General features: G+C 36.7%; 19 protein-coding genes and 2 pseudogenes. 7 read left to right on the top strand and 14 right to left on the bottom strand.

Annotated features, from left to right (window positions below):
* Positions 1-133: 133 nt before the first annotated feature.
* Both PR725_RS14300 and PR725_RS14295 read left to right on the top strand, forming a co-directional pair.
* The gene (locus PR725_RS14300) at positions 134-1,690 is read left to right on the top strand and encodes a PTS transporter subunit EIIC (RefSeq protein WP_004266208.1); all 1,557 of its coding nucleotides are present in this window, start codon (positions 134-136) and stop codon (positions 1,688-1,690) included.
* 14 nt (positions 1,691-1,704) lie between these two features.
* Positions 1,705-3,075 carry a class-II fumarase/aspartase family protein gene (locus PR725_RS14295; protein ID WP_004266207.1) on the top strand — a complete coding sequence of 457 codons (1,371 nt, stop codon included), beginning with the start codon at positions 1,705-1,707 and terminating at the stop codon, positions 3,073-3,075.
* A gap of 72 nt (positions 3,076-3,147) precedes the next feature.
* Here the strand turns inward: PR725_RS14295 and ytfE are convergent, their stop codons facing one another.
* Both ytfE and norV read right to left on the bottom strand, forming a co-directional pair.
* Positions 3,148-3,810 carry an iron-sulfur cluster repair protein YtfE gene (gene ytfE / locus PR725_RS14290; protein WP_004266206.1) on the bottom strand — a complete coding sequence of 221 codons (663 nt, stop codon included), beginning with the start codon at positions 3,808-3,810 and terminating at the stop codon, positions 3,148-3,150.
* Between the two features lie 62 nt (positions 3,811-3,872).
* Positions 3,873-5,066, bottom strand: a pseudogene (norV, locus tag PR725_RS14285) (anaerobic nitric oxide reductase flavorubredoxin); the annotation flags it as partial.
* A 181-nt stretch (positions 5,067-5,247) separates the two neighbouring features.
* Between norV and norR the strand changes: the two are divergent.
* Entirely contained in the window at positions 5,248-6,762 is a 1,515-nt protein-coding gene (gene norR / locus PR725_RS14280; RefSeq protein ID WP_109912307.1) for a nitric oxide reductase transcriptional regulator NorR, read from the top strand.
* Positions 6,763-6,797: 35 nt separating this feature from the next.
* On the opposite strand, the pseudogene PR725_RS14275 reads toward norR, so the two are convergent.
* From PR725_RS14275 to PR725_RS14265, 3 genes and pseudogenes are all read right to left on the bottom strand, one after another.
* Positions 6,798-6,905: pseudogene (locus PR725_RS14275) on the bottom strand (TetR/AcrR family transcriptional regulator C-terminal domain-containing protein); the annotation flags it as partial.
* A gap of 36 nt (positions 6,906-6,941) precedes the next feature.
* Positions 6,942-8,051: an FUSC family protein gene (locus tag PR725_RS14270; RefSeq protein ID WP_272569503.1), complete on the bottom strand. Its 1,110-nt coding sequence runs from the start codon at positions 8,049-8,051 to the stop codon at positions 6,942-6,944.
* On the bottom strand, positions 8,021-8,767 hold the full coding sequence (locus PR725_RS14265; RefSeq protein ID WP_272569501.1) for an FUSC family protein: 747 nt from the start codon (positions 8,765-8,767) through the stop codon (positions 8,021-8,023). Before PR725_RS14265 ends, PR725_RS14270 begins: the two co-directional genes overlap by 31 nt.
* Before the next feature lie 65 nt (positions 8,768-8,832).
* Here PR725_RS14265 and PR725_RS14260 point away from each other — a divergent pair, with 65 nt between their 5' ends.
* Positions 8,833-9,300, top strand: coding sequence for a MarR family winged helix-turn-helix transcriptional regulator (locus PR725_RS14260; protein WP_272569500.1), 468 nt, complete (start codon positions 8,833-8,835; stop codon positions 9,298-9,300).
* 62 nt (positions 9,301-9,362) lie between these two features.
* Here the strand turns inward: PR725_RS14260 and PR725_RS14255 are convergent, their stop codons facing one another.
* The 9 genes from PR725_RS14255 to PR725_RS14215 all read right to left on the bottom strand — a co-directional run bounded on the left by PR725_RS14255 (position 9,363) and on the right by PR725_RS14215 (position 14,867).
* Entirely contained in the window at positions 9,363-9,713 is a 351-nt protein-coding gene (locus PR725_RS14255) for a YbaY family lipoprotein (protein WP_162617353.1), read from the bottom strand.
* A 131-nt stretch (positions 9,714-9,844) separates the two neighbouring features.
* On the bottom strand, positions 9,845-10,264 hold the full coding sequence (locus PR725_RS14250) for a winged helix-turn-helix domain-containing protein (protein WP_042851701.1): 420 nt from the start codon (positions 10,262-10,264) through the stop codon (positions 9,845-9,847).
* A 318-nt stretch (positions 10,265-10,582) separates the two neighbouring features.
* A complete protein-coding gene (locus PR725_RS14245) occupies positions 10,583-11,041 on the bottom strand; it encodes a hypothetical protein (protein WP_164528250.1) in 459 nt (152 codons plus the stop codon).
* A complete protein-coding gene (locus PR725_RS14240; RefSeq protein ID WP_004266198.1) occupies positions 11,019-11,681 on the bottom strand; it encodes a hypothetical protein in 663 nt (220 codons plus the stop codon). The genes PR725_RS14245 and PR725_RS14240 overlap by 23 nt, the downstream gene beginning before the upstream one ends.
* Positions 11,653-12,210 carry a hypothetical protein gene (locus tag PR725_RS14235; RefSeq protein WP_004266197.1) on the bottom strand — a complete coding sequence of 186 codons (558 nt, stop codon included), beginning with the start codon at positions 12,208-12,210 and terminating at the stop codon, positions 11,653-11,655. Before PR725_RS14235 ends, PR725_RS14240 begins: the two co-directional genes overlap by 29 nt.
* Positions 12,194-12,943: a type III secretion system inner membrane ring lipoprotein SctJ gene (sctJ, locus tag PR725_RS14230; RefSeq protein ID WP_110731502.1), complete on the bottom strand. Its 750-nt coding sequence runs from the start codon at positions 12,941-12,943 to the stop codon at positions 12,194-12,196. Before sctJ ends, PR725_RS14235 begins: the two co-directional genes overlap by 17 nt.
* Positions 12,944-12,946: 3 nt before the next feature.
* The gene (sctI, locus tag PR725_RS14225; protein WP_110731501.1) at positions 12,947-13,243 is read right to left on the bottom strand and encodes a type III secretion system inner rod subunit SctI; all 297 of its coding nucleotides are present in this window, start codon (positions 13,241-13,243) and stop codon (positions 12,947-12,949) included.
* Positions 13,244-13,298: 55 nt separating this feature from the next.
* Positions 13,299-13,607, bottom strand: a complete 309-nt coding sequence (locus PR725_RS14220; protein WP_004266194.1) for an EscF/YscF/HrpA family type III secretion system needle major subunit — start codon at positions 13,605-13,607, stop codon at positions 13,299-13,301.
* A gap of 51 nt (positions 13,608-13,658) precedes the next feature.
* Positions 13,659-14,867 carry a PrgH/EprH family type III secretion apparatus protein gene (locus tag PR725_RS14215; protein WP_004266193.1) on the bottom strand — a complete coding sequence of 403 codons (1,209 nt, stop codon included), beginning with the start codon at positions 14,865-14,867 and terminating at the stop codon, positions 13,659-13,661.
* Between the two features lie 228 nt (positions 14,868-15,095).
* On the opposite strand from PR725_RS14215, the gene PR725_RS14210 reads away from it, so the two are divergent.
* The 3 genes from PR725_RS14210 to sctW are packed head-to-tail and all read left to right on the top strand — an operon-like array spanning position 15,096 to position 18,659.
* Positions 15,096-15,875 carry a helix-turn-helix domain-containing protein gene (locus tag PR725_RS14210; protein WP_109912320.1) on the top strand — a complete coding sequence of 260 codons (780 nt, stop codon included), beginning with the start codon at positions 15,096-15,098 and terminating at the stop codon, positions 15,873-15,875.
* Positions 15,865-17,568, top strand: a complete 1,704-nt coding sequence (sctC, locus tag PR725_RS14205) for a type III secretion system outer membrane ring subunit SctC (RefSeq protein ID WP_004266191.1) — start codon at positions 15,865-15,867, stop codon at positions 17,566-17,568. Before PR725_RS14210 ends, sctC begins: the two co-directional genes overlap by 11 nt.
* The gene (sctW, locus tag PR725_RS14200) at positions 17,559-18,659 is read left to right on the top strand and encodes a type III secretion system gatekeeper subunit SctW (protein ID WP_117162908.1); all 1,101 of its coding nucleotides are present in this window, start codon (positions 17,559-17,561) and stop codon (positions 18,657-18,659) included. The genes sctC and sctW overlap by 10 nt, the downstream gene beginning before the upstream one ends.
* Positions 18,660-18,663 lie beyond the last annotated feature (4 nt).

Here is an 18,663-nt window from a genome sequence, read left to right as displayed (position 1 = left end):
GTTTTGTATTAAAATGACCTAGGTCATTAATTATGACCTAAGATAATTTTTAAAACCGTGACATCATTTCTTTTATAACCCCCCCAAGCTAGTATGCCTTTAATTCTAATAATAGAAGTCATAAGGAAACAGTATGGCCAGAAAAAAGTTTGGTGAATCTATTCAACGCTTTGGGAGAACATTACTCCTTCCGATAGGTGTATTAGCGCCTATCGGTATGATATTGGGTATCAGTGGTGCATTAGTGCAGACTTATATGATTGCACGTTTTCCTTTTCTTGGAAATGAAACGGTTAATGCATTACTTGTCAGTATTCGTTCAATCGCAGGTGTTATTTTTGATAATATTCCCTTGCTCTTTGCAATGGGTGTGGCCTATGGGATGAGCCATCGAGATAAGGGAATTGCCGTCTTTGCCTCGGTAGTCGGTTACTTATCGCTGATCATCACCATGAATATTTGGTTAGTCCTTACCGGCAAACTTGCAGACCCTGCAATGATGGGTCAAGTGGGACAAATTAAAGTTCTTGGCATACAAACTTTAAATATCAGTGCTGCCGGAGGGATTATTACTGGTTTGATTGCCGCTTGGGCCACCGATAAGTTTTATAACCTTGAGTTACCGACCGCATTCGCTTTCTTTTCCGGTAAAAAATCCGTTTCTATTATTATGATAGGCTTAATGATTGGGGTGGGAGCGTTATTACCGTTTATTTGGGAAGTATTAGTTCAAGGTTTAATGAAACTCTCTGCGGTATTTTTAAGTCCAGTGGGGCCATTTTTTACGGCTGGAGGCGAACGTTTATTTATTCCATTTGGTTTACACCATGTATGGAACGTTTTGTTTAGATTCACTGAAGCGGGTGGTACTTATATTATTGATGGCCAAACCTTTGTTGGTGTTGTCCCTGCATTAACTGAAGTGCTATTTAACCAAGGCCCGGATAGCGAATATTGGGCGATGATGCCAAGTTTGACTCGCTTTATGGCGCAGCAACAAATGTTGGTTACATTGTTCCTCTTCCCTGCGATTGCTCTTGCTATATATAAAACATCGAAGAAAGAAAACCGCGCAGAAGTGAAATCCATGCTTGTCACCATGGTATTAACGGCAATGCTTGGTAACGTCACAGAGCCACTCGAATTTACCTTCGTATTCATTGCGCCATTACTGTATTTAATTTATGCCATTATTGTCGGTATTGGTGCGGTGTTACTTTCATTGGCTGAGGTTGGTATCGGCTATATTCGTGGAACCGTCTTTGATTTTACTATCTTTGGTCTGCTGTACGAACACACTAACTGGATCTTCCTTGTTATTATCGGTAGCTGTTTAGCCGTCGTCACTTACTTTATTTTCTACTGGGCAATTATTAAATTTGATATTAAAACTCCTGGTCGTGAAGAATCTAGTAATCTGAAAAATACTTTAATTAAAGAAAAACGCTACGGCGAAATCGCAGAAATTTTAATCCAAGCATTAGGTGGAAAACAAAATATTCGTAACGTAGATAACTGTATTACTCGTATGCGTATTGATGTTGGAGAAGTTAACCAAATTGATAAAGATTTAATGTTGGAATCAGGATGTACCGCATTCTTCTTTCCATCGGCAAACCACGTCCATGTTGTATATGGACCAAAGGTTGAGTTCGTTCGCAATGCTGTTGATGAAGCAATGAAGAAATAAAGAAAGGATACGAAATGAGAGCATTATACGATTCTAAAAGTAAAACTATTGATGACCGTGGAATTAAAGACTTATTGTCTGATGAAGCAAAATATTCTACTTGGTTAATGTTTGAATCCATGTTGGCCCAAGCTCAAGCTGAACTGGGATTTATTCCTCAATCAGCGGCAAATGAAATTAAAGAAAAGGCCGTAATCGAAAATATCGATTTTGAAGAAATGAGCCGTATTTACCAAAAAATAGGCCATGGTTTCGTACCTTTCTTAAAGGTTTTAGTGAATGCTTGCTCTGAGGAAAGCGGTAAATATATCCATTATGGTATTACCACACAAAATATTCAGCAAAGTTCACAGCTGTATATGATGAAAACCGTACACCATAAATTTATGTTGTTATTGGGTGAAATCATCGAAAACTTGTCGAATCTGGCTGAAAAAACCAAACATATGGTGATGCCGGGAAGAACCCATGGGCGTCATGCAATTCCGATAACCTATGGCTATAAGGTTTCAGTGTGGATCAGTGACTTTATTGACTGTTATCAGCGAATGAAAGAGTGTGAAAAGCGCGTGTTCACTATTATGATGGGCGGTGCAGTTGGCGCTTTTAACTCGATGCCTGAGGTTGGAATGGCGGTACAAAAACGTGTCGCTGAACTGGTGGGGATGGAAGCCATGGAAGTACCATCCAGAAATTTGAGCACCCATAAACTTGAATATATGGCAAATTTAGCGCTAATGGCGAATATTTGCCATAAAATCGGCGAAGAGGTCTATAGCACAACGTTAGAAGAAATTGCAGAAGTTTCTGAAGGGTTTACCAAAGGAACAGTAGGCAGTAGTACTATGCCACATAAAATAAACCCAAAACTGGCAAAGGGAATTATTGCTAACTCGCAGAAATTATATTCCTTACCAAGTGTTGGTATGTATTCCGCGGTAAGGCCTTATGAAGGAGATAGTAGTTCTTATATGTTATTTGATGGGTTAATCGAAGAAGCTTTGGAATTAACCACAGAAATTTTATTAAGAACAGAGGAGCTTTCGAGGACGATTGTGCCACATGAAGAGAGAATGCTTCATAATGTATTGAGAAATAAAGGTCTTGATAATACTGAATATGTCATGATGAAGATGGCGGAAAAATTAGGTAAAGATAAAGCTCATTCCCTTCTGTATGAAGAAGCTATTAAAACGGCAGCGGATGGGGAGGATTTCTACACTAATTTAACCAAAAACAGTGTGATATCAGCAGCGTTCAGTAATGAAGAAATTAAAGCCATGCTCGACCCAAGGTCTTATATTGGGTTATCTGTCGAAATTGCTGAAAAAGAAGCAAAACGTGGATTAGCAATTGCCCAAGAAATTAAGCAACAATATCAATAGGTATTTTTAGTATATTATATAAAAATATTTAAAATAACGGCCTATCTATTATATAAATAGGCCGTTATGTGTTTATTCGCCAGCGAGTGCTCTTGGGAATAATAAATTATTTTCTAGGTTAATATGATTCATTAAGTCATCAATCAATTCATTGATACCATTATACAATACACGCCAGGTAGTACAGGCTTCTGGTGGCGGTGTGACATTATCGGTAATGCCTTTAATAGCCTCTAAGATATCACCAGCATCATCATGTTCTTGTTCCATCACGCTAATTGGCGCTGCTGCATTTCGACCCATTCCGTTTTTTATCAAAGGGAATAAAACGCGTTCCTCTTTCATCATATGGCTAGTTAATTCTTCCAGTAATGCTTCTAAGTATTTTGATAAACCTTTTGGCACGCTTGGCTTATTTGCATGAACGCGTTCAACTTTTTGTGCTTGTAAAATAAGCTCAGGTAATTGTTCTCTATGCCTATCATGATAGCGAACAATGATAAAATCGATAATTTCACCGAGCGGTGCTTTACGCCAGTCTTTTTCTAACGTTTCTGTGGCTAATTTAGCTAATTGGCTTTCTAATAGGTCTATATCTAAATTTAATTTTTCTGCACTACGGCTGAGAGTCTGTTTTCCACCACAACAGTAATCCATATTATATTGGCGGAATAAAGAAGAGGCTCTAGGAATAGATAATGCGAGCTGTCCAAGTGTTTTATCTCTAAATTGCATATGAGGTATCCTCTAAAAAATCATAAAATTCTGATGCTACTTTGTTAGTTAATTTATGCAGGTAATGCCCATTGGCGAGCAATATTACGTCCATACTCACGGCAGTCATCTAATGTTTTTGTGTCTGGTTTCCATTTTGCTTTTAAAGATAATGCGGTATCAAAACCGGCATCCATCAAACGTGTTTGAACACGATCAACAGCGCCACCATTCCAGCCAAAACTCCCAAAAGCAGCGGCTTTTTTATTTAAAAAACGTAAGCCAGTAATTTCTTCAAGCATACCTGCTATTTTGGGCATCATGACATTATTCATGGTTGAGGTACCGACCAGTGCCGCCTTGGAGCGGAAAACATGAGTAATAATGTCGTTTTTATCACTGCGTGCAACGTTAAATATTTTAACGGCGACGTTAGGGTCGGCTTCATTGATGCCTTGAGCGATTGCATCCGCCATTAAACGGGTATTATTTGACATGGTATCGTAGAAAATAGTGATGCGATCTTCTTGGTAATCGGCTGCCCACTTCAAATATAATTCAATGATTTGATTTGGGTTATTACGCCATACTACCCCGTGTGACGTGGCTATCATATCGACAGGTAGGTTAAAGCCTAAAATTTCATTTATTTTTGGCGTTACTAAGCGGCTAAATGGTGTAAGAATATTGGCATAGTAGCGCTGGCATTGCTCAAATAATTCATTTTGGTCGACCTCATCATTAAATAATCGCTCATCACAATAGTGCTGCCCGAAAGCATCATTACTAAAAAGCACTGCATCTTTAGTAAAATAAGTCATCATACTGTCAGGCCAATGTAGCATTGGAGTTTCAATGAAAATCAATTGCTTATTATTACCTATATTGAGCGTATCGCCTGTTTTAACGATCTTAAAATTCCACTCGGGATGGTGGTGGTGACCATTTATTGAATCAATAGCATTGGCGGTGCAATAGATCGGGGTATTAGGAATAAAGCGCATTAATTCAGTTAATGCACCGGCATGATCTTCTTCTGCGTGGTTAATCACGATATAGTCAATATCATTTAAATCAATTTGTGAACGTAAGTTTTCAACAAATTCACGACTAAACTTATGATCGACAGTATCAATAAGGACATTTTTTTCTTCGCGGATTAAATAACTATTATAACTACTTCCCTTTAATGTTTTATATTCGGTTCCATGAAAGTCACGTACTTCCCAATCACGTTGACCCACCCAATGAATATTATTTTTTACATGAATCGCCATATTAATTTTATCCTGTATTTTTTAAAGTATAGGAAGATATAATCAATATTCATGCCAATATTTAACCAATTGATTTTTAGATAAATTTAAATAAATATTTTTAATTTATAGTCATAATGACTGTATCAATAATCGTCATTATGACTATACTTGTTGTCAAATTGACTATGGGGAGTAGATCATGGGTTTTTCTGTTGAAGCATTAGCAAAGATCGCAATAGAGTTACAAGATGGTATGGAACATGCAGATCGGTTTCAGCGTTTGATTACCACATTAAGGCAATCATTAGGGTGCGATGCTTGTGCGTTATTGCGCTATGAACCAGGTCAATTTATTCCCTTAGCAATTGATGGATTAATGGCTGATGTTTTAGGCCGCCGATTCTTTTTGGCGGGACACCCTCGGCTTGAAGCAATTGCAAGAGCTGGCGATGTAGTACGTTTTCCTGCGGATAGCCAGCTCCCTGATCCATACGATGGGTTAATTCCTCATCATCAGCATCTAAAAGTCCATGCTTGTGTCGGCTTACCTTTGTATGCGGGGCAAAATCTTATTGGTGCATTAACATTAGATGGCATGGAACCTGATCAATTCAATGCATTTAGCAATGAGTCACTTAGGTTAATTGCTGCATTAGCTGCTGGGGCATTAAATAATGCATTACTTATTGAACAGCTTGAAAACCAAAATATATTGTCGGGTAAACCTATACGATTTAAACCTTCAGGAGAAACCGAAATCATCGGTTTATCTCTTCGTATGCAACAATTAAAAAAGGAAATCGATATTGTTGCTGCGTCAGAATTAAATGTTCTGGTTAGCGGAGAAACGGGAACAGGAAAAGAATTAGTTGTTAAATCCATTCATGAAAAATCCCTTCGAGCAGAGTATCCTCTTATTTATTTAAACTGTGCGGCATTACCTGAGAGCGTGGCAGAAAGTGAATTATTCGGCCATGTTAAAGGGGCTTTTACGGGAGCAATTAGTCACCGTAGTGGTAAATTTGAAATGGCGGATAATGGCACTTTATTTTTAGATGAAATTGGAGAGTTATCATTAGCATTACAGGCAAAATTACTGCGAGTATTGCAATATGGTGATATTCAACGTGTTGGTGATGACCGCAGTTTACGCGTTAATGTCCGTGTATTAGCGGCAACTAATCGTGATCTACGTGAAGAAGTATTAGAGGGGCGGTTTAGGGCAGATTTATTCCATCGTTTAAGCGTATTTCCTCTACTTGTTCCCCCATTAAAGGAACGTGGTGAAGATATTATTTTATTAGCCGGATATTTTTGTGAGCAATATCGTCAGCGTTTTGGTTTATCTAGTGTGGTACTGAGTTCTTCATTACAACGGTATTTACTCAACTATTCATGGCCTGGCAATGTACGTGAATTGGAACATGCGATTCATCGTGCTGTTGTTCTTGCTCGTGCCTCAATTGACACTGGCGATATTATCTTACAGCCTCAATATTTTATCTTTGATAACAATGAGTATGAGTTTACGGAAACCTCAAAGAAAGCAATACCATTAACTAAAAACTTACGTGAAGCAACAGATGACTTTCAGCGTAAAGTCATTACACAAGTACTGGAACAAAACCATCATAATTGGTCTGCATGTGCTAGAGAATTATCTTTAGATATTGCTAACTTACATCGACTAGCTAAACGACTAGGCCTGAAATAAAGTATTAAGGGCATCGTAATGCTGCCCTTAGAATCTTAATTTTCTAATCCATTAATAATAAGCTGTAGCCCGTCAGCAAATTTCAAATCGTAGTTATTAGCAAACAACATTTCTTTGGCTTTCCATGTATAGGGATATTTATCTTTAGATAATTGGTTAAATTCAGATTATTTCTTGCCTTATTTTTGGCAATATTCCTTTTTCATATAGAGTTTCACATATTTCTCGAGTTGCTCAAGCTCTTCATTATCACTTTCGTTACGTTGTAAATGCCGAAATAGTGTGGAGATTTTCTTCAAATCAAACCGGTTTTGTTGAATACGTTTTTCAAGTGCAATAAGGGCTCTTTTCTTTGATGCATGATGTGCAAATTGCTTTTGTAAAATAAGTAGGTACAGCCAAATGCTTTGCCGAGTGATAAAAAAATCGAATATAGGTGAGGGCGAGAAATTTGCTTTTTTTGCTAGTAATAATTCACTAAATAAGCGGTGGATAAACTGAGTTGTAGATGGTTTATGGCTTTGGATTAGAGCTGTAATTCCCTGTTTAAATTGCTGTTCTGAAAGATAAATTAATTGCTGGTAACGTTTTTTAGGGCTGGTGGGATAAATCCATGCGAAAGCGGCCATTGCAACTAATGGGCCGGAAACAATCGCAATGGCATTACCGATGCTTTGAGTGAGTGAAAGCGTAAAAGGATAGCTTGGTTGCAGCAAAATTAAAGAGACCATAATGTAATCAAAAGCAATTAAAATCAGGCGATTATGAGAAAAAATGACAACACCGCTAATAATCACTGGAATAATGAAAAGGGTCATCTGCCATGATGAAGAGGCAAAAGGCCACAAGTACCATGTGCAGATTAATGCGGCAATGGCACCAAACAATTGTCCTGTAAAAATATTTTTCATGAATCTTGCGGGGTGATCAAGGGAAGCGAATAGAGCCAACATCACGGAAAGGCCGAGAATGAGGTAAGCCAACATTTGCCATTGTGTCCAGAACCATAAAACACCGACGGCGCCTATTGTAACAAAAGAACGAGCAAAAGCCTGCCATGCTGAGATTTTATTTTGATGCAGTTTTAATTTGTCGATTTTATTTATCCGCTTGATTGACGTACCAAAAGTAGCATAGTAAAGCGGGACTAATAGCGTTTTAAGTACCCCATTAGGGCACAATGATAAAATATGTTTCCATTGCGTATTCGTTGGCTCTTGTGCAGGAAAATAAAAGGGTGCAATGGATTGATATTTATCTAGGTGTAATAATATTTGGCTTTGAAACATAAGTTTTTGACGTGCTTTAGCAACTTGTTTACGGTGGTAAGCCAGCCGATGCGATTTGTTTCTAGAATTTCCTCATAACTTGTCATCACTTGCCAGAGTTGGTCAATTTCCTGTAACTTTATTGGTTTTTTTTTCTCAAGTGTGCGATGCAAAATTTGATAAAATAGTATATCAACTTGGTTTTTAAGTGTAATAACGGGTTCTTGTTCACGTTTTGGTGTAAATAAAACATTGAAAACTACTGCGGAAAGAACGCCAACAAGGATAGTCCATAGCCGATCCCAAGCGACCATAAACAGGTTATCTGTCATGTGGACACTTAGCATGCTGACCATGACCGCGGAATAACCCGCTAAAAAGGTACCATAGGCCACAAAGCCTTTTTGCAGTTGACCAATACCGCTACATGCTCCTAACCATAATGCCAGCCCTACGATAAATAATAGCGGGTTGATAATGTGTAGTTGAATTAATATTACGCCAACTAGCACGCCAATGACTGTTCCCGCGAAACGCCACCAACTTTTTTCCAGTAAGTTTTCGCGCCAAGGTTGTGCAGAGGCCCAGACGGTCATGGCTGCCCACTGTGGGTGAACAAGCTGCAAATATTGAGCAATAAATAGAGCAGCAATTGAGGCACAAGCCGTAATCACCGCAAAACGAAAGCGTATAGGATTAAACCCTAAACGGTGCAAAAAAGTGATGTTTTGTAGCATTGAGTATGAGTAAATTTGGCGTGTTAAATGGTTTATTAGTTGATAATATCAACTAAAGAGGCATTATGCGTACAGAGCAAGCCAGAGTGTTTGGGGTGATAAGCCGAGCTGCTCATCATTATATGAAGTGGATGGGGGAGCCTTATGGTATCAATGCCATTGAGTGTTTGATGATTTTGCATATTGATCAGTATGATGAGTCAACCCTAGAGCAGATTACAAAAGCCATGGTTGTGGATAAATCATTAACGACTCGAGGAGTGAGCAAATTTTTAGCTAAGGGGTGGGTTGCTAAAACGAATAGTTTAGTTGATAAACGGGTTTATCATGTTTCGTTGACATCACGCGGCAAAACGATTGTGAATGAGTTAAATTACAAACTAAATAAGTGGAATGATTATTTAGCAGCGGACTTGCCAGAACAAGAGGCTGAACAGCTATTTAGCGCACTAGAAAGTTTGGCAAAACGAGCCATTGAAAGCTCGGTGGCAGATTTTCCGCGTTTATTAGAAGAACTCAATGAGTGCCGGTAAATATAATTCCCCATTAAGAGGGGATAGAATATTTTTAATTGGTCTTGATGAAATGAGTGTTACTATTGCTGAATGGCAGCCACCGGAAGTAGTACTATTTCAGATAAGTTCTCAGGTATTGGGCTCAATTTATTACTCATCATGATTAATTCACCATCTTTTTCAATTCTTGCACTCATTCCTAAGGTATATCGTTTGGATTGAAATTCTTCAGGAAGAGCGACGGTAAATGCGATACTACGTCCTGCACTTTGTGATTTGAAACTGTAATCAAGATTAGACTTTGCATTGTTTTCATTCTGTAGTATTGACGTCAACGACAGTGTGATTGTGGCATTTTCAGGAATATCGTAAGAATGTGAATAAATATTACCATTGATATGATAAGTGGGAGTTTGAGTAAAATAACTCATTAAATTATTACTACAAGCGGATAGCATGAAAGTTATAAAAAATATGAATATTGAAAAAATGTGTTTTTTTGAAAAGTTGGGGTTAATATTTAACATTAAATGTTCTCTTTGGCGAAATCTAATTATAGTGATTAACGAATAAAAATCTTCTGAAAAAAATATCGCATATAGGTGTAAATACTTTTCTTGGCATCGTATTTAGAAAGCATCGGCATTTCTGATTTTTCCCCTGTGTATAAAATACCAATGCGAGGTAAAGTCATAATTAAATTTTCATCTAGATCAATTTTTTTAAAGGATTGTCGCAATTGCCTGACTAGCTTGTAATAGCTACTTTCAGTCACGATAGTGCCTCTTTTTTCCCAAATCTCGTACATAACTTCTCTTTTACTATTTGTTTTTATTAGTAATAATTTAAGAAGGCATGATTCATTTTCAGAAAGGTTAACGACTTTTTTTTCACGCGAAAGTGTTCGCTTGAGTGGGTCATATACTACATGCCCAGACAAGAGAATCATTGATTCTTTTTCACTATAGTCAATGTTATCCATAAAATTATCTATTGTTGATAAATCGGTCATAATCTATACCTATACTAACTGTTGATGAAATGTATTCCAATATAAAAAAACGAGGCTAGTCAGAATATTTAGAAAATAAAATCGTTTTTTGATATTGGGTTCATGTGTTTTGATGGGGAGAATTTAAACTATATTCATGGGTTGTATATATCAATTTTTATTTATATTTTTTATATTTATTTGTTTTTGTCAAATAAATAGGCTTAGCATATTAAAAAAACATACCAAACCTATAAATATTAGTCGATGGGAAATAAGTAAATGATAAGGGGGGAGAGAAATTTAATGTTAGATTAGTAGTTCGTCTTCCTCATTATCGTTACCCTCTAAATTAATGTTAGTCATATTATGACGAAGTTGGTTGCTAAGAGGAGCACTCATCAAACTGATAGCCATATAATGGCTGAGCGAGCGATTAAATTTTTTATTTAATGAAACTAGCTCAGGGTCACTTGATGATTGTAATATTTGACTAACACCGGTAATAAAGTTTTGTTTTTCATCTCTACCTAATGTAATCATCGTCTTAAATACGTGAGAAAAAAATACTTTTCTATCTTCTTTTGACTTAAGTTCATCAATAAACTTGTTAATTTTATTTTTTTCTTTAGGGGAAAAATCTATTTTTTTACTATCCATATTTTTCTTCTGCCATAATGAAGTCATTTTATTTTGAATGTTTTCAGTGTGAATTTGAGATCTGCTATGTTGAGGACTGATAGCCTTAGCTTGTAAATTGACCAGCATCTTTGTGTTCTTCCTGTATTGAATTTATTGTGGTTATTAAGTTTTGATAGGTCTTTTTATGCATTTTTAAAATTTGGCATTGTGTTGGAACAGAAAATACATGAGGAAAAATATTTTTAGAGGCGGTAATAGGGGAAAAATAGGTAATTTTATTATCAACCTCTAAGGCGATTGTATTATCAGCAGCGGTTGAAAATTTCATATCAGAGCCGCTTTGGGCAATACGAGTTTGCATTTTTGCTGGTAGATGTAATGTGGTATTTGTCACTTTTGCATATTGCTTTTCAAAATAAACAGCAACCACCTCTTGTAGCTCATTATTACCAAAAATGTCATTCAATATTTTCATCAGCTGTTCTTTGCTTTGACTGGTATTTTCTTGGTACTGAATTTCACTGGTTTCTAATACGTGAATAAAGTCAGTTAATAGTTGTTTAATGCCGTCGTAATAACCTTGCTGATAAGCACTTTGATAGATAGTTTCTTGCTGTTGTTTCGCTTGTTGGTAATACTCACTTGCCTTTTTTTGAGCTTGTTGAGTCATAGTTTTGTGGTATCTATCGGCACTTAATGCTTGATATTTGATCAAGACTTTTTCAGACATTGTCTGTTTAACATTCTGGGGTATTTTCTCTGACATAACGGCATGTCTCTTCAATAGTATTCCAAGGTAGCATCGTTTTTACTGATGACGGTATAAGTTGCTGAGTTTCAAGACTAAACATATATTTAGCTCGAAGGGTGTAAGCGGTGCCAAAGGGGGCTAAACACATCAATAATTGTTGTGCCCCAAGGGCAGTTAATACCTGTGGTGAAGTTGTAGGTTGATTTTCTGATTGCCAAAGTGGGCGGCTCAAGCGTGTATGTAAGACACGATATTTGGAAAGTTCAACCCACCAAGGAAGCGGTTCAGCATGTAATAAAATCCCTAAACCTAACGCTACCTCTGGTAATAAAGCCCAATGTTCAGATAATACTTTGGGTAACAAGGGCGTTTTCTCGTTAGGTAAAGGCAATGCGTATTGCTGAATCAATTGCTGGTTATGTTTACGTTGCAGTATAGGAGGAAAGTCTTTATATCCAACCCCATTAAATTCACTATGAAAATAACATCCCGGAGCGAGGAAAATATTTCCTTGTGTAATGAGTAGATTATTCAGCACTGTCATCAACAGGTTTCCCTATCAGATTAGTTACTGATTTTTTGTTACTTAGCTGGCGCCACAGTAACAGTAAAATAGTCAAAAGAATGATCATTGCAGCAATAATTGAGCCGATTATGACTGGGTTAAATGTATGTTCAGGCTCAGACTTAACTTGATATTGCAACGGCGGGCGATTGACGACCACGACTGAGACATTATCGTAATTTGCTTCAGCAAAACTGTTCGTTAGAAACAGTTTGATCTTATGCATCATCATTTGAGAATCTTCACTCCCAGAATAGGTCACCAAGCTGGAAACATTTTGCATTTGCTTAGTCGGATTATTGCCATTTAATGGATAACTAACATGCACACGTGCGTTAATAATATCAGGGATGGTAAGTAGCGATTGCTCAAGGCGCTGTTCAATTAAAGAAAGCAAGCGGGTACGTTCTGCCTGTGGTGAGGCCACTAAAGAGTCACCAGGAAATGCTTGGATAATTTCCACTGGTTCTTTTGAGGGCAGGTTATATTGGCGCAGTAAATCTACCGCAATAACAAAGTCACTTGGTTGAACACGAATGGAATCTCCGTTTTTATTATCTTGTTTACGCGTAGCCTCAACACCATGCTCTTGGAGTATGGCTAATACTTCGTTACTTTGTCTTTGGCTTAAATGACTGAGTAATAATTGGTTATCACACCCCATTAATAAGCCAATAAAACTAATTAAGATAAATTTTTTTAAAATATTCATGGCTTATTGAGCTTTTAAAACGGTATCAATCGCAGAAACACTTTTATGTGTTAGTGTGCTAATCATATTCATAGCAAGGCTGTATTTACCGACACGATTTTGAAATTGCAGTAATTGAACTGGGTTACTTGGGTCAATGGTATTGACACTATTCATTAATGCAGTTCTTTCTTGGTTCGTCGATGCGCTGTATTCAGCAAAAAACTCTTTAACTTTATCGGCAATGGGGATTGATGACGGTATCTCTGAGGCTATCTCTGTGGAATTTATCATCGATAAATTTGAAGTAATAGGCGACATAATGTATTTCCTAAGTGAAGGTAGAGCATCATCGTGAATGATGCTCTATTGAATATTAAACGTTACGAATAAGAGCTTGGTCAGTATCTTTAATGGATTTCATAAAGTTACTTTGTAATTGACGCGCCATATTATAATTACCACTCATGGCGGTGATTTTCGCCAGCACTAGTGGGTTATCGACTTCTAATGTTTTATCAGCAAGAATTGTATTTAACTCATCTCCGAATTGTTTCGCTTTGCTACTAATACTGGCCGATGTACGATAGATCATACCCATATTATTTTTGCCAGTTCCTGAAATTTCTAGATCGGATGTCTCCCATTTTCCTTCGGGATTTAAACCTGGGATCATATCTGCCATTTTTTGCTTCCTCTTTATTTTTGAAGTTATATTAAATAATGATTTGTTAAGTTAAAAACTGATTGAATTAAAAAACCAATGGTTATTGCCTAATAAAATATAGCCGTTAGCATTGGTGACAAATGATTTACCTACAAGCTCATTATTGGCAAGGGAGATTGAGAATTGAATATGATTATCTCCCCATTGCTTATAAAATGAATTTGTGAAGTTAATTAAAGAAGCAGTTTGATTGTCATTTAAACTGTCTTTTATGATAAAGATAACTTTATTTTCTTTAGTTATTTTACGCCATTGAACATTACTTTCTGTTAATCCCAACTCTGCTTTTTGTAATAATTCACCAAAGCTGATTTTTTTTATTTCACTTTTTATATAGCAACTAAAATAGCTAGAAAGTAACTTATCAATATTTTTTTCTTTATTAATTAAATTGTTGTTATCTATAGTCACGATTATTGGGTTGCATGGATTTGTAAGCTCTACTTTTAATGTGTCTGGTACTATTTCAATAAGTTTATTTTCAATTTCTTGCTCAAGCTTATTTACTATTTTAATTGAGAATTTTTCATTGTATTTAGCTTTAACCAGGCGCTGCATGCTCCAATCAGAATCTCGCTGTGTTTTTACTAGGATAAGGCTTTCATTACTAGTACCTTGGGTTACGATAATGGGAGACTGACTACCTTGAAGTATTTGTTCTAATGCTTTTACTTTTTTCTCGGTGCTTTGTGCTGGAATATATTGAAATATAGTGTAAACAACAAATATTGAAAATAGAGTCAAGAAAAAGACCAACATAGTTTGTTTATTAAAAAGGCTTGATTTTTGCTTAGCTGGTTTTTTTACTTTAGTTTTAACGATAGGTAATGGATTTTCAGCCTCTGAAGTCTGTAAGGTTTCAGGTATTTGAGGGCTTTGCCACTCGGTATCCTGCATTTTGATCACAATAGGAAAAATATCCGCTAAAAGCAGCTGCTGAAAAACAATAGGGATCTCGGTACTTAATCCATTATCATTTAGTTGAATGGCTAGACCACTTTCAGAGTGTTGACTTGCAGTAATAATTGAAAATTCGCAGGCAGTGCCATCGCTTGGAATGGAGTAGGTTGTGAAACCATCATCATTGATGTCAGTTTTATAATCTAAGCCGTTATCAATGATAATCAGATTGCTATCTGTATTAACCATTAATTCTTGGCCGGTCATTGGGCCGCTAGCAATTTTTACTATACATGTGCGGCTATTTGTATCACTCATAAAGATAATCTCATGGAATTAAATTCATTTTATTATGGATTGGCTGGTTCTCGTTATTGGTGGCAAGTAAATCAATAAATGTTTTTATTGTCAGTTGAATTGATCTTATTCATTCACACCTTTAGCTTGTAATAGAAAGTATGAATGATTCCTGAGTATTCCCTTGAGGCTTTTTTTCTTATCGCTCACTCTGTGTACACAACATTACGTGGATAAGGCCTATATATAATGTCAAATAAAGATATTGCAACATTATTAGAAAGTAGAGGCTGTGATTTTTCATTACAAGACAAATTGGTCTTGGCTATACCGAAAAGAGTCACAACGCCTTTTATTTATAAATCTATATATTCAAATTTAAATATTTTGATAGAACGTCAGGCTATATTTATTTGCCAAGAAAATGAATGGAATGCACTAGATAAGTCAAATTGGAAGTTATACTCAATGGATTTATCAGAATTAGTCGAAATTTTAGCAGTTATTGATACCGCAATGGGGCAAGCATTTCTTGCGAAAAAGAAAAAGCTGGAAGCTGATGAAAATAACAATAATGAATATATCGAATTAATTGAAGACTTTTCATTAATGGTATCAATAAAAAATGTAGTGATTGATTTAATTATTAGAAATCATCCTGTATTTGATAGCTGGTGTGAAATACTCAGGCGGTACGAAGCCTATGGAATGATGCGATTTATTCTCTCTTCAGCTCAAGAGAATAAAAACGCCAATATTAATCAGTTATGTGCACGTTATGGTATATCAGCTTCTTATTTTAGACAGCTTTATCGAGAAAACTTTAATAAAACGGCAAAGCGGAAAATTATGAGTGTTCGTATGGCTAATGCAATTCTACAGCTAATTGAAAGTGATGATTCAATATTAGATGTAGGGCTTGAAGCGGGTTATTGTTCAGCATCTCATTTTACTAATGATATTAAAAAAGAGTTAGGCCTAACACCATCAGAAATTAGGCATATTGGAGCAACATTATATGAGCAGTAAAAAAAATCGAGTGTTAGGCTTAACACTGTTTTTACTGAGTATGAGTTTCTATTCGGCCCAAGCTGAAATTATTGTGGCAGAACCAGTTACACAGTCAAAAAACCACGATACCTTTGTCGCAAATAATATTGCAGTAGGTAAGGTATTCGATGCCGTTGCTGAACGTTTAAATAAGCCAATTATTCTCAGCAAATTAGCAGCTCAAAAAAAAGTGACTGGTAATTTTAATTTAGCTAATGCAGATGAAATGTTCAAAGCACTAACTCGGCGAATTGCATTAGTGTGGTATGACGATGGTGCGAGTATTTATATTTATGATAATAGTGAAATGCGTAGCGCAATTATTCCAACAAATAATGTCAGTAGTAACCAGTTGCTTAATTATATTCAACGAAATGGAATTTATGACTCGCGGTTTCCTGTACGTTCACAAGAAGGTGAACGGTTATTATTTGTTTCGGGTCCGCCACTGTATATTGAACTAATTAAAGCCGCATCTTTATATCTTGCAGAACAGATTAGGAAAGAGGAGTTATCTAGCGGTGAAGTGGCTATTATTCCATTAAAACACGCATCGGTAACGGATAGAAGTTATTCATTACGTGGCCAAAATATTACGATCCCTGGTTTATTAACAGTCATTAATTCTTTGTTTAAACAGGGAGCTTCACCAGATGAAATATTACATATTCAACCACCACCAACACCGATTAATCCAACAGGAGATTCGATAGACGAATTAATGGATACACCAATTGGTGACTCACCATCTTCAGGGAATAAGCCGATGATGGTAACAAAAAAACCGTCTAACAGCGCTTTTTCTTTGGTAGCACACCCTGATAGCAATAGCTTGATCGTTAAAGGTAGCCAAGAGCAAATTCGTTATGTTCGCCAATTAGTTAATACATTAGATATGCGCCGCCGGCAGGTAGAGTTATCTTTGTGGATTATAGATATTACTCGCTCAGAGCTCGATAATCTTGGCGTGAACTGGGAAATTGGTACTTTTAGTACAGGTACTGGATCGATCTCATTTAACCGAAGCACGCTATCAAACAGCCAACAATTTTTATTGCAGATTGATGCATTAAGTAAAACGGGTAACGGGCACATTGTTTCTCGCCCCGTGTTATTAACCCAAGAAAACATTCCTGCTTTATTTGATAACAACACCAGTTTTTACGCCAAATTACAAGGGGAGCGTATTGCGACTCTTGAGCAGGTCACATATGGGACCATGGTGAGTGTAATGCCGCGTATTTCCGTGGGTAATAACGTAGAAATGGAAGTCAATATTGAAGATGGTGCTGAAAACCGCGATAGCACAGGGAAAACCTCCAGTGTAGAAGGGTTACCTGCCGTTAACAGAACCAGTATTAACACAGTTGCGCGTATTGCAAAAGACAGTAGTTTGCTTATCGGTGGCTATACACGTGAGCAATATGTTGAAAATGAAAGCAAAATTCCTTTTTTAGGCGATCTTCCTTATGTGGGAGGGTTATTTAGTCATTCATCGACTAATCAACAGAAGATGGTTCGTTTATTTTTAATCCAGCCGCGTTTATTGGATGAAAATGAAGGATGGGATGGGCGACAATTTTCTGAAAAGACGCGGATCACCACCCATGATAGCCAGTTGCACGGTACGGTCCAATTTCTTCAACAATACATGAGTGAGTCATGGCAATAACACCACTGAGTTTTAATAACCGTTTTTCAGTTAATACTCAAAACAAAAGTCGTGCACCTGTGAGTAGCAGTAGTGATGACTCCGATGAAGTAGCACGTGGTGCTGGTGTCATTGATAGCTCTAGTGAATATGCATCGATGTCGATGTTAGCGGCAAGCCATGTACGCCGAGGAAGTTCTAAGAAGGGCAGCGAAGAAGAATGGATGCAATTTGCCGAACGCATTTTGGATAAAGATGCAGATGACAAAGTATTGCATATAGAAGGCCTGCTTAATAAGCAACTGATGACACCAAAGCAATTACGGGCATTTTTATTGCAGTTTTTTACTGATCCTAGTGATTTACTAATGGTACTTGCTGCATTAATTAATCGTAAAAAATTAAAAAAAGAACAAATTGAAAATATTGAAGCTTTAGAACAATTATTGCAAGCAGAAGATACTAAGCGTCATACACAAGCAGGAATTAACGTTGCATTAATCGCAAAAGCATTTGCTGAAAAATTACATTTTAGTGCTGGGAATTTACGTTCGGTGTACCGTGAGTTTATCACTTATGACGGGCCTGTTGTTTATTTATATGAACAATGGGTTGAGGAAATGGAAATTCAAGAGCGCGAAAATATGATGCGTTATCTTGGGCGAGCACTAGCTTGTGATTTGCAAGCGTTACCATTAGGTGACTTAAATATTAGTGAGTTTGGAAGTTTTTTTAATCGTGTTGGTCGGTTACGAGAACTGCAATCTTTAGATTATGTATTCTGCCAGCAATTCTTTCAATCTGGTTTTTTTCGGCTCAATGAAAAATCAAACAAATCAAAAATTGAAAAAGAGCTCAGTCAATTATTTACCCGTGGCATTCGTAGTCAGATTGATTTTGAAACAGTGGTTATCGATTTTATTTCTGAAAAACTGAAAGCCATGACTTCGGATATGTGTGGCAGGTTTTTACAACTATTATTACTGGCTTTTGCAGTTATTCCTATCACTGTCTTTCAGTCAACGGAAGCAAGAGACCAACTTATTGAAAAATTAAAAGAACTCATGGACCAAATTATGGTGCAAGAGAGAATATTACACCGAAAGCCATAGTGCG

The sequence above is a fragment of the Providencia sp. PROV255 genome, from assembly GCF_028478065.1.
GTDB classification, from domain to species: domain Bacteria; phylum Pseudomonadota; class Gammaproteobacteria; order Enterobacterales; family Enterobacteriaceae; genus Providencia; species Providencia rettgeri.
Note: the sequence above shows the minus strand (reverse complement) of the source record. Positions and strands in the feature narration are given on the sequence as shown.